Genomic DNA, 10,975 nt, shown 5'->3' on the forward strand with positions numbered 1-10,975 from the left:
CAGAAAGCGATGGCGAACCTTGAAAAGCAGTTTCAACGTTTACCAGGATTAGAGAAATGGTTTGTTGAGATTGGAGCTAAACCTGGATCACTTTCGGATAACTTTTTTCTTGGATTACTCTTAATGAATGGATTAGCCTATAAGTCTTTGTGGGTAAAGGGCTGCGGCGTTTCTCCACTATAGGTTTCTGCAATGTGTCCATTACCAGTAACTTGATATTTGTAAGTCACCAAGCCTTCTAAACCCACAGGACCTCGTGGGGGCATTTTTTGGGTGCTAATCCCGACTTCTGCACCAAAGCCATAACGAAATCCATCGGAGAAACGAGTGGAACAATTGTGGAAGACGCCGGCTGCATCGACTTGGTTGAGGAAGGTTTGAGCGAGTTGAGCATTTTCCGTCAGGATCGCTTCGGTGTGTCGAGACCCATAAGTGTTGATATGTGCCATGGCAGCTTCAGCATTATCGACCACTTTCACGGCTAAAACTAAACCCCCGTATTCTGTTGACCAGTCTTCTACGGTTGCTGTCTCAATTTGCGGTAAAATTTCACGAGTCCGTTCATCACCCCGTAAGGTTACGCCTTTTTCTGTTATCGCTTTTTCTAGCTGCGGTAAAAAGTCCTTGGCAACGGCACGATGAACGAGTAAGGTTTCCAGAGCATTACAAGCAGCAGGGTATTGCGTTTTCGAGTCTACGGTAATGGTTACAGCTTGTTCGATATCAACGGCTTCATCAACATAGATGTGACAAATACCGTCCGCGTGACCTAATACCGGAATGCGGGTATTTTCTTGAATAAAGCGCACAAAGGAATTGGAACCTCTGGGAATAATTAGATCAACATAGTGATCTAAGGACAACAGTTCCTGGATTTCGCCCCGAGTCGTGAGGAGTTGTACTACTTCTGGGGGGACATCAGTTGTTGCTAACGCCTCATGGATGACTTTCGTTAAGGTTTGACAGGAGTTGAGGGCTTCTTTTCCCCCTTTCAAAATGACGCCATTGCCTGACTTAATCGCCAAGCTGGTAATTTGAATGAGGGCATCGGGACGGGCTTCAAAAATGACCCCTAATACACCCACTGGACAACTGATCCGTTTGAGAATTAAGTCAGTATCCAGTTCCCGATGAATTTGAGTAGCACCAATGGGATCCGGTAGGTTTGCCACATCTGTGACCCCCGCGATCGCGCTTTGTAATTTTGTCCGATCCAGTTTTAATCTGGCTTGCAGGGCTTCCGGAATGCCATCTTTTTTCGCTTGTTCACAGTCTGTAGCGTTCGCTGCGACAATTTCATCCTGGTGAGTGGTAAGGGCTTGCGCGATCGCGCTTAACGCCTGGTTCCGTTGTGCTGTGGATAAAACGGCGAGTTGTTGCGCTGCCTTTTGCGTTTGTTGAGCCAGATCTGATAAAGCATCCGGTGTCGTTTGTGAGGCTACCATTGAGACTAATTCGACTATACGATCAAGTGCGTTTATTGTATCGTAGATTTTGATAAGTTTTATACCATTTGCCCAGATCCCCTCTTTTGTCTAGGTTTCATGACCCTCGCAAAATCGAGTGAGAGGCCCTGTATTCTATCCCCGAAGATATAATCATTTTACTTCTCTAACGGGGGAGGTATGACGCCATCTTGAAAAGCGTGGCTCAATTAATGGTTGACACAGTTTCAGATGAGGAACAACCATGACCATTCAGGCTTACGCTGCAAAAGAAGCAGGTGCCCAATTACAGAAAGCGCCGCACGCGCCAAGCGTCTTTAAGACGTTGGACGGGGCGTATAAACGTCTGGGGAGACCCCAGACGCTACTCCCCTCATCTAAGGCGCGTTAACTGAGAGATTCGATATCTCGAAGTTAACCAACCTAAAAATTTCTGCTACAATCAACTTATTAGCTAGAGGCGCGATTAATCCTCACTTCCTCGTCGCTTCGCTCCTGCGTCGCTGCGGTCTCTAAAAACGTTAGCTTCCTAACGGAAGTACCAGTAAAACCAAGACAATTTAAGTTTCTAAACTGTAGGGTGGGGCGCATCCAAACAGTATAATCAACGCTTTTGGAGAGAACACCCTCTGGAGCTAAAAGAACTCGTTTCTGGAAGTTGTAAGGTGTCTCGATGAATTAAGAATCCAACGCGCTTTTAGCCGTTGGAGCGTCAAAACCGTTTACCTATGATCCCGGTGCGTTAGGCAGCGAAGAAGTTGAAATTGACGTTCAATACTGTGGCATTTGTCATAGTGATGTCAGTATTGTTGATAATGATTGGGGCGTTTCTCAATATCCGGTAGTTCCCGGTCATGAAGTCGTCGGGACAGTTGCTGCTGTCGGTGATACGGTTCAAAATCTTGCGATTGGCGAACAAGTGGGCTTAGGCTGGTTTTCGAGTTCTTGCATGAGTTGCGAGTGGTGCTTATCTGGTGACCATAATCTTTGTCATGATTCTGAACAAACCATTGTTGGACGCTACGGCGGCTTTGCCGATAAGGTACGGGCTCATCAAAACTGGGTGTTTCGTCTTCCCGAAGGTTTAAATCCCGAAACTGCAGGACCGTTATTTTGTGGCGGAATTACCGTTTTTAACCCGATTGTGCAGTTAAATATCAAAAGCAGCGATCGCGTTGGCGTGATTGGTATCGGTGGCTTAGGTCACATGGCACTGCAATTTTTGAAAGCATGGGGCTGTGAAGTCACTGCCTTTTCTGGAAGTGCTGAAAAAGAAACTGAAGCCCGCAACTTGGGGGCGCATCATTTTGTTAATTCTCGCGATCCAGAAGCGGTGAAAGCGGTGAAAAGCAGCTTTGATGTCATTCTCTCTACTGTTAATGGAGATTTAGATTGGGAAACCTATATGGCTGCATTGCGTCCTCGCGGTCGTCTTCATTTTCTGGGTGTACCGCCCAATCCTATTGCCGTGCAAATGTTTTCGTTACTTTTTGGACAAAAATCCATTTCTGCCAGTCCAGTGGGTAGCCCAGGCGTAACAAAACAAATGCTAGAATTTCTCGCCCGTAAACAACTAGAACCAATGGTCGAATTTTATCCGTTTGACAAAGTGAACGAAGCAATGGATCAACTTCGCCATGGCAAACCCCGCTACCGTATTGTTTTAAAACGTTAACTGTTTAATCATCAGGTGGGCCCCACCACCTGAGTTCTTAATTAGAATTTTTTGCATTATTAATAAAAATTAAAGTATTACAGCCTGTCTTTTGCTTCTTGATTTGATTTGTCCTATCTTCTAAAGGGCGATTTCAATGTGAATATCAATGATCAAAAAAATCATCGTCTCTCTAATCTTAGGATGCTATCTTTTTCTGGCTTCTCCCGCTCATGCTGATCCAAATGGCAAACAAATTTTTCAAGCGAATTGTGCCGTTTGTCATGCTAATGGTGCTAACCGGATTGTGGCTAATAAAACTCTGAAAAAAGATGCATTGGCGCAGTATAATATGGACTCTAAAGAGGCAATCGTCATGCAAATCAAACAGGGAAAAAGTGCGATGCCTGCTTTTCTAGGACGACTGAATGAATCACAAATTGAAGTGGTTGCTGAATATGTTTTAAGCCAAGCTGAAAAGGGATGGTAAGTCGTGTCGGGTGCATTATTGAAATTAATGCACCTTATTTATCTTTAAATCTGTTAGATAAAGCATTAGAAAATAGCGTTATTTTTATAATATTTAAACCTTTGCGTCACCTGGTTTACGAGAACAAGAATCAGAGTTAATGGAAACAGTCTATCGCGCGATCGCGCAAGCCATTGACCCCAATGCTCAAGAGTATATCCGTAAACACGCCGCGAATAAAGAGCACTATTGAATCTCTCTTGTTTGGTCGCCGCAGAACTTTCATTACCGTTAGCCCTTCCGTGCAACAAGTCTTACCTGAATTAAGATAAGGAGGGAGAAAAAAACAGGTCATATAATTTTTGTATCCATAACTGAGTTATTAATGAGAATTTCTATGAAAGCACGTTAGAATAACTACTTATTCGCGCATCGTTGGCACCATTTTCCCCCGTGACTTCCTATGCAAATTCTTCACGGCACTTGGATTCCCGAGACTGGCAATCCGTTTATTCAAACCGGTCAATTTTATCTGTGGGTTGAAACAACGCAAAAAAAGACATTTCGTCAACCTCAGCAACGTCACCCTTGGCAACTGACAAAATCGGACTTAGCCACTCTATTAACCAGTGAATTAGGAATTAAACCGCCTGAATTTCATACGCTAGAAGAACTGATTGAACCGCGTTACTTTTTACTCCCAACTATTGACGATCAGCCGCTTCCGTCTTTAGAGTTATCCCGCTATTTAGAAACTGAACTTCCAGATTCCTTTGACTGGCAATATTGGCAGGTTGATAGTTATTCGACTCTATCTCTAACCAAAACTGGCACGAATCGGAAGAACTGGGTGAATTCAGTGATTCCTCTCCTTAATGACCTTCATTTCATTACCTTGCATCGCCTCAGTGAAATTCAAATGGGGTCAGATTTATTATTTTGGTTTCATTTCACCCAAGCCCTGAAACAGATTATTCTTAAAGATCAATATATTCCAGCGTTGAAATATCGGGAGTTAAAACCGCAAAAGAAAACCAGCAGCAAGTCTAAGCGTAAGTCTAAAACTGCTACTCCATTTGAAATTTATCCCGGTTGGGAATTGATTGGAGAAGAGTATGAAACCTTACTGAATGAATCCGTTGAGTCAATGCCGTTGATGTGCGCTGCGGGATTCGCCGAACCACCAGAAACGCCACAGTTTTATGATCGCGCTTCTCTCCTCCATCACTTTTCGGAATGCTTACTCACCGAAATTGTCACCCATACTTACACCACGAAAGGGTTCGAGAAACAGATTGCCGATTCAATCCTTGAAGATTGCTTAAACCGAGCGAATGGAGGTACCTATTGGACTTCTAATGATGCTTTAGAACAGTATAAACAATGGCAAACTTGGCGCGATCGCGTTGTTTCCACGCATACCAGTCAAGCCTTTTACCTGTATTTCCATTTGCAAGAACCCCCAAAACCAGAAGATTCTTGGATTTTAGAATTTCAAGTTGCCCCGAAATCTGACCCCTCCCTACGAGTTTCCCTCAATGATTATTGGCGGATGCGCCCGGATCAACAAGAACCAATGAAACAGCAATTAGGGGAGGAGTTTGAAAAACATCTACTGTTGAACTTGGGTTATGCTGCGCGCATTTACCCGGATCTGTGGCGAGGACTCGAAACAGACCAACCGGTCGGTATTTTTCTCAACCTTGATGGCGCGTTCAACTTTCTCAAAGAATCGGCTTGGGTGTTAGAAAATGCCGGTTATAAAGTGATTGTTCCGGCTTGGTGGACACCGCAAGGACGACAACGGGCAAAAGTGAAGTTAAAAGCCAGTAGCAAATCCGGGAGTCCGAGTGATGACAGCCAGAGTTATTTTTCCTTGGATACCTTAGTGCAATATCAATATGAATTAGCAATTGGCGATGAACCGGTTACAGAAGAAGAATGGCAGCAACTGATTGAGGCAAAAACGCCGTTGGTGAAGTTTCGTGGTCAGTGGATGGAACTGAACCAAGACAAGATGAAGCAGATGCTGGAGTTTTGGAAAAAACACCAAGAAGAGAATCCAGAACTGTCTTTGCTGGAGTTTATGAAACTGACAGCAGAAGGGGAGGAGGAGGAATTAGAAGTTGAGTGCGATCGCGAGGATTCTCTTGCCCAAATGCTGAGTAAGCTGAACAATCAGCAACAATTTCAGTTAATCACCACACCCGAAGCCTTCCAAGGTACATTAAGAGACTACCAAAAGCGCGGACTCTCTTGGTTGCAATACTTGGAACAGTTGGGACTCAATGGCTGTCTTGCCGATGATATGGGCTTAGGGAAAACGATTCAGGTGATTGCCCGTTTATTGCAAGAACGAGAAACGAATGTCGCTGAAATTCCGCCGACGTTACTGATTGCACCGACTTCTGTTGTCGGGAACTGGTATCACGAAATTCAAAAATTTGCCCCACAGCTAAACGTAATTATCCATCATGGCAGCGATCGCGCCAAAGAAACGGCTGCTTTTGAAGAAAACTGTGCCAATCAGGATATCATTATCACCTCCTTTGCCCTCGCCCGCAAAGATGCCAAACTCTTCAAAGCCATGACCTGGCATCGCATTGTCTTGGATGAAGCGCAAAACATCAAAAATCCCAAAGCTGCCCTCACCAAAGCCATTCTAAAATTTTCCGCCCCGCATCGCCTTGCCCTCACCGGAACCCCCATTGAGAACCGCTTACTGGATTTGTGGTCGATCTTCAACTTTTTGAACCCCGGCTATCTGGGAACGCAAGCGCAGTTTCGCCGGAACTTTGAACTCCCGATTCAAAAAGATAATAATCGTCGCCAGTCCGCAACCCTGAAAAAATTAGTGGAACCCTTCATTCTGCGTCGAGTGAAAACGGATCAAGCGATTATTAAAGACTTACCGGATAAAGTCGAACAAAAACTGTACTGCAATCTAACGAAAGAACAAGCCTCCCTCTACGAAGCCGTTGTCAAAGATGTGGAAAAACAACTCGCCGAAGCCGAAGGAATGCAGCGTAAAGGCTTGATTCTCGCAACGCTGGCGAAATTAAAACAGGTGTGTAACCATCCCATGCAGTTTTTACAGGATGGGAGTGAATTTACCACAGCGCGATCGCATAAACTCACTCGCCTTTCTGAAATGGTAGAAGAAGCAATGACCGAAGGCGACAGTCTCTTAGTCTTTACGCAATTTACTGAAATCGGCACTGCCCTGGAAAAATACTTGCGCCACGAATGTCATTACAATACTTACTATCTGCACGGGGGAACGACTCAGAAGAAACGGGAAGCGATGATCAGCGAGTTTCAAAGCCCCGAAACTGAACCTTCGGTCTTTATTTTATCCCTAAAAGCTGGTGGCGTGGGAATCACCCTAACCAAAGCCAACCATGTGTTTCACTTTGATCGCTGGTGGAACCCTTCGGTCGAAAATCAAGCCACCGATCGCGCTTTCCGCATTGGGCAACAGAAAAACGTATTTGTTCACAAGTTCGTTACTACGGGGACTTTAGAAGAACGAATTGACGAGATGATTGAAGATAAGAAAAAACTGGCTGGATCAATTGTTGGATCAGATGAATCTTGGTTAACGGAACTGGATGATAACGCGTTTCGAGAACTGATTTCCCTCAACAAAACTGCCATTATGGAGTAAGAATTATGCTGGAGGTCAACAATATCTCTATCCCCATTGAATTGCCGATGCAACAAATTGCTAAGTTTTGTCAACGTTGGCAAGTCATTGAATTTGCCCTGTTTGGTTCAGTTCTAAGGAATGATTTTCGTCCAGATAGTGATGTTGATGTCATGGTGCAATTTCATCCAGATGCTCACCCGAAGTTTAGAACACTAGATCAAATGGAAGCAGAACTAAAAACGATATTTCATCGCGAGGTTGACTTAATTACTCGTGAAGGCATTGAAGCCAGTCGCAACGACTTACGCCGTCGTGAAATTCTTTCCTCGATGCAAGTGATTTATGCAAAATGATGAATCCTCTGTTACTCGACAAACTCAAAACGCATCCTGAGTTGCTGTCGGATGAAGCGAGTCAGCAATACACCATTACCGATGTCAGTTGGGAAACTTACGAAGCCCTTTTGACAGACTTGGGGGATAATTTCTCAGGGTTGCGGGTTCATTATTTAGAGGGAGTCTTGGAAATTACAATGCCCAGTCGTCAGCATGAAGTGTTTAAAGAAAACATTGGACGACTGCTTGGGGTTTATTTTGAAGAAACGCGCACCCGTTTTTATAGTTTAGGATCAACCACCTTTAGAAATGAAGCCAAACGACGCGGGGCAGAACCTGATTTATCGTTTTGTATTGGTACCAACAAAGCCTTACCAGATATTGCGATTGAAGTGATTAAAACCAGTGGCGCGATCAATAAATTAGCCATTTACCAAGGCTTAAATGTTGCAGAGGTCTGGTTCTGGCAAGAGAATCGCTTTACACTTTATCATTTAGGAGATCAGGAATATGAGCAAAGGGAATTTAGCCAATTTCTTCCTGATTTAGATTTCAACTTGCTGGCAAGTTATGTAACCTATTCGGAACCGTTGGATGCAGTGCTGGAATATCGGCAAGCCCTATATCAAAGAAGAGAATGACTATCAGCACAATTGAATTCTCGAGTAAACAAATTACTGATTCTTTCAATATAGGTAATTCAGCGACCTAAGTTTATACTATATAATAATTTTGATGACAAAAATATATTGATAGGCAATAAAAAATTTCTTTATTTAAATAATGTAATATTAGTGATAACGTCCATATAGTTTTAGCGTTTTGCCCTTTGGAGAGTCATAGATAGAATAGAAGCTTTTGCTCTAATAGATAGTTATACTACTAATGACGAAACTGGGTGCAACACTTTAAAGCTACACGCTAGCTAGATTTTCATGCAGAATCATGTCTACATTAAGCAACGTTGATATAGAAAAAGAACTGATTCAGGGAAACATCCTAATATATCCATTCAAGAGGGACAATATTAAAGGAGCAAGCTACAACTTTACAGTTGGACAATTCGCGTATCGAATTCCTGATAACCCAAATGATGCCAAGAGCAGCTATGAAAGTGTTTATGATTCTGTCAACAAGAGAATTGTTCTTCCTCCAAAATCTACAGTTCTTGTAGCAACCAATGAATCCATCTGGGTCTCCCCAAAAATAGCTGGTACTTACCACTCTAAAGTTAAATTAGTATCCAAAGGAATAGGGCATATAGGTACTACTCTCGATCCAGGTTATCTAGGAGTTGCTTTAGTTGCATTACACAACCTATCTGAAAGCGAAGTGCCTCTGCAAGTAGAAGAAGAGACTTTTGTGTCAATCACTTTTCATTACCTAAAGACCCAAGCAACTGTAGAACATGACAATGACCCAGGACGTCCTGATTTAGTAGCTATGATAGCTCCTAATGAAGAAGATAGAAAATGGCTAGAAATTCATTACAGAAGGAATAAAAACGAGTTGAAAAAGGCTTTAAATGAGGATTCTGACTTTGAGAAATTTAAGAAGTCTTACTCAGAAAAATGGCGAAGAGTTCTTGATTATATGCCTTATATAATTTGCTTGATCTTAATTGCTTTAGGTGTTTATTTAAGTAATTTTTCTTCTAACAAGCGCATTGATTTCTTCGCAGATAAACTTACTACAGGTGCCTTGGCAGTTGTTATTGTTCAAATATTCTCTGACATGAGACGTAGAGACTGAGCCATGGCTTCTTTCAGTACGATAAATTAGTAGTTATTTGATCTAAAGACATGAAGCTTAAAATAAAAAAAATTCACGAGTCAGCTATTATTCCTTCCTACGCTCATCAAGGGGATGTTGGTATGGATCTATACTCTATTGATGAGGTAGAAATTGCTTCTGGTGAGACAACTCTCATACATACTGGAATTACAATAGAGCTACCTCAAGGAACTGAAGCTCAGATACGTCCTCGTAGTGGTTTGGCTCTTAAACATTCAGTTACAGTTTTAAATACACCAGGAACTATTGATGAAGGTTACCGAGGTGAGATTGGTGTAATTTTGATCAACCATGGCAAAAGTGCCTTTAAGGTTGCTAAAGGTATGAAAATTGCTCAAATGGTTATTAAGCCAGTTCTTTATGTAGAAGTTGACGAGGTTGATAAATTAGGTCAAAGTTCAAGAGGACAAGGAGGATTTGGTTCAACAGGAACATGATGAACTGATTGGACATAAATGCTAACTAGGAAGCATTAGAAGTAATGACGGATGAGGAAATAGATTACTCCGACATCCCGCCTTTGACTGAGGAGTTTTTTGCAAAAGCGACTTTGCAAGTTCCCGCTACTCAAGCTCATAATTTAATTCAGCTTGATCCTGATGTTATGGCATGGTTTCAGTCTCAAAGTACAGAATACAAAACTCTGATTAACTCAGTTTTGCGCCGTTATATTGAGAACAACAGTGATCAACAAGCGAGCTAAGCCTGCGCGATTGTACCAAGATTTTTATGATGACGTTAAGTTACCCATCCCTTGAGTTGCCTTGGTTTGACTGAGTTCTATGCAGTGATTTTTGTCCTGAGAACGATACAGCAAGAGAAGGGAAATAAAAGTCCAGCGTACAATAGTGAATAGACTGTAAGATAGGTTTGCCATGAGTATTAGCCTTACTCCTGACCAGGAACGCTTTATTCAAACCAAGCTACAAGCTGGCAAGTATCGTTCTGCTGAAGAGATTTTAGAAGTTGCTCTGCGATTATTAGAGGAGTACGATCGCGCCGAATCCGAATGGGTTGAAGATGTTCGAGTCAAGATTGATGCAGCCATTGAGGCTTCCAATCATACTGCACCGATTGATGGTGAAACATTCGTTAATAGTATTCTAGAGCGGTTCCATCAAGGAAATTAGGCATGAGTCGCTATGTTATCAACCTTCTTGCCAGCCAAGATCTCAACGAAATTGCGGATTACTTTGCTGAAAATAGTCTTGAAGCGGGTGAGCGATTCTTTAATGCGTTTAATCGTAAGTGTCAGCAACTTGTCGCTTTTCCAAACAGCGGTAAAAGCTACGCAGAAATTCGACCTGAACTCCGAGGGATATCTTTAGAGGGGTTCATCATTTTTTACAGAATTCTTGATAATGGCATTGAAATCTTGAGAGTTGTCAGTGGTCGTCGTGATTTCCCATCACTGTTTGAAGAATCCAGTTGATGATTATTGATGATTCCCTTCTCCCTTTGAAAACAACTTGCTAATCCAAACTGTATGGATACAGATTTTTGAGGTCATAACACATGAAAGTGATTAAGTGCAATTCATATCTAGCTATTTCAGCTACTCTAGTGAATGTGGATATCCTAACTAAAGACCTATGACATTCCCTGAATTGCTTCCTGTGGTTAGTCGGC

The 10,975-nt window shown here is 42.5% G+C and carries 11 protein-coding genes; 10 read left to right on the forward strand and 1 reads right to left on the reverse strand.

Annotated elements, in window-relative coordinates:
• Positions 1-137: 137 nt before the first annotated feature.
• Positions 138-1,445 (reverse strand): glutamate-5-semialdehyde dehydrogenase, encoded by a 1,308-nt coding sequence (locus GVY04_01785; GenBank protein ID NBD14904.1) that lies wholly within the window; start codon positions 1,443-1,445, stop codon positions 138-140.
• A gap of 763 nt (positions 1,446-2,208) precedes the next feature.
• Between GVY04_01785 and GVY04_01790 the strand changes: the two genes are divergently transcribed.
• From GVY04_01790 to GVY04_01835, 10 genes are all read left to right on the forward strand, one after another.
• Positions 2,209-3,120, forward strand: a complete 912-nt coding sequence (locus GVY04_01790) for an alcohol dehydrogenase catalytic domain-containing protein (GenBank protein NBD14905.1) — start codon at positions 2,209-2,211, stop codon at positions 3,118-3,120.
• A gap of 151 nt (positions 3,121-3,271) precedes the next feature.
• Positions 3,272-3,589: a c-type cytochrome gene (locus tag GVY04_01795; GenBank protein ID NBD14906.1), complete on the forward strand. Its 318-nt coding sequence runs from the start codon at positions 3,272-3,274 to the stop codon at positions 3,587-3,589.
• Positions 3,590-4,031: 442 nt separating this feature from the next.
• Positions 4,032-7,235, forward strand: coding sequence for a DEAD/DEAH box helicase family protein (locus tag GVY04_01800; protein ID NBD14907.1), 3,204 nt, complete (start codon positions 4,032-4,034; stop codon positions 7,233-7,235).
• A 5-nt stretch (positions 7,236-7,240) separates the two neighbouring features.
• Positions 7,241-7,570, forward strand: a complete 330-nt coding sequence (locus GVY04_01805) for a nucleotidyltransferase (protein ID NBD14908.1) — start codon at positions 7,241-7,243, stop codon at positions 7,568-7,570.
• Positions 7,567-8,193, forward strand: coding sequence for a Uma2 family endonuclease (locus GVY04_01810; GenBank protein ID NBD14909.1), 627 nt, complete (start codon positions 7,567-7,569; stop codon positions 8,191-8,193). Before GVY04_01805 ends, GVY04_01810 begins: the two co-directional genes overlap by 4 nt.
• A gap of 304 nt (positions 8,194-8,497) precedes the next feature.
• Positions 8,498-9,304, forward strand: a complete 807-nt coding sequence (locus GVY04_01815; GenBank protein ID NBD14910.1) for a deoxycytidine triphosphate deaminase — start codon at positions 8,498-8,500, stop codon at positions 9,302-9,304.
• A 50-nt stretch (positions 9,305-9,354) separates the two neighbouring features.
• Complete coding sequence (locus GVY04_01820) at positions 9,355-9,783, forward strand: dUTP diphosphatase (GenBank protein ID NBD14911.1); 429 nt, start codon at positions 9,355-9,357, stop codon at positions 9,781-9,783.
• A gap of 44 nt (positions 9,784-9,827) precedes the next feature.
• Positions 9,828-10,049: a hypothetical protein gene (locus GVY04_01825; GenBank protein NBD14912.1), complete on the forward strand. Its 222-nt coding sequence runs from the start codon at positions 9,828-9,830 to the stop codon at positions 10,047-10,049.
• A gap of 172 nt (positions 10,050-10,221) precedes the next feature.
• Positions 10,222-10,476: a transcriptional regulator gene (locus tag GVY04_01830; protein NBD14913.1), complete on the forward strand. Its 255-nt coding sequence runs from the start codon at positions 10,222-10,224 to the stop codon at positions 10,474-10,476.
• Between the two features lie 2 nt (positions 10,477-10,478).
• A complete protein-coding gene (locus tag GVY04_01835) occupies positions 10,479-10,778 on the forward strand; it encodes a type II toxin-antitoxin system RelE/ParE family toxin (GenBank protein ID NBD14914.1) in 300 nt (99 codons plus the stop codon).
• Positions 10,779-10,975 lie beyond the last annotated feature (197 nt).

This window comes from Cyanobacteria bacterium GSL.Bin1 (genome assembly GCA_009909085.1).
Lineage (GTDB): Bacteria > Cyanobacteriota > Cyanobacteriia > Cyanobacteriales > Rubidibacteraceae > Halothece.

Coding starts and splice junctions, on each gene's coding strand:
- GVY04_01830 (NBD14913.1), top strand. CDS start 10,222: ATGAGTATTAGCCTTACTCCTGACCAGGAACGCTTTATTCAAACCAAG.
- GVY04_01810 (NBD14909.1), top strand. CDS start 7,567: ATGATGAATCCTCTGTTACTCGACAAACTCAAAACGCATCCTGAGTTG.
- GVY04_01835 (NBD14914.1), top strand. CDS start 10,479: ATGAGTCGCTATGTTATCAACCTTCTTGCCAGCCAAGATCTCAACGAA.
- GVY04_01805 (NBD14908.1), top strand. CDS start 7,241: ATGCTGGAGGTCAACAATATCTCTATCCCCATTGAATTGCCGATGCAA.
- GVY04_01825 (NBD14912.1), top strand. CDS start 9,828: ATGACGGATGAGGAAATAGATTACTCCGACATCCCGCCTTTGACTGAG.
- GVY04_01785 (NBD14904.1), bottom strand. CDS start 1,445: ATGGTAGCCTCACAAACGACACCGGATGCTTTATCAGATCTGGCTCAA.
- GVY04_01820 (NBD14911.1), top strand. CDS start 9,355: ATGAAGCTTAAAATAAAAAAAATTCACGAGTCAGCTATTATTCCTTCC.
- GVY04_01800 (NBD14907.1), top strand. CDS start 4,032: ATGCAAATTCTTCACGGCACTTGGATTCCCGAGACTGGCAATCCGTTT.
- GVY04_01815 (NBD14910.1), top strand. CDS start 8,498: ATGTCTACATTAAGCAACGTTGATATAGAAAAAGAACTGATTCAGGGA.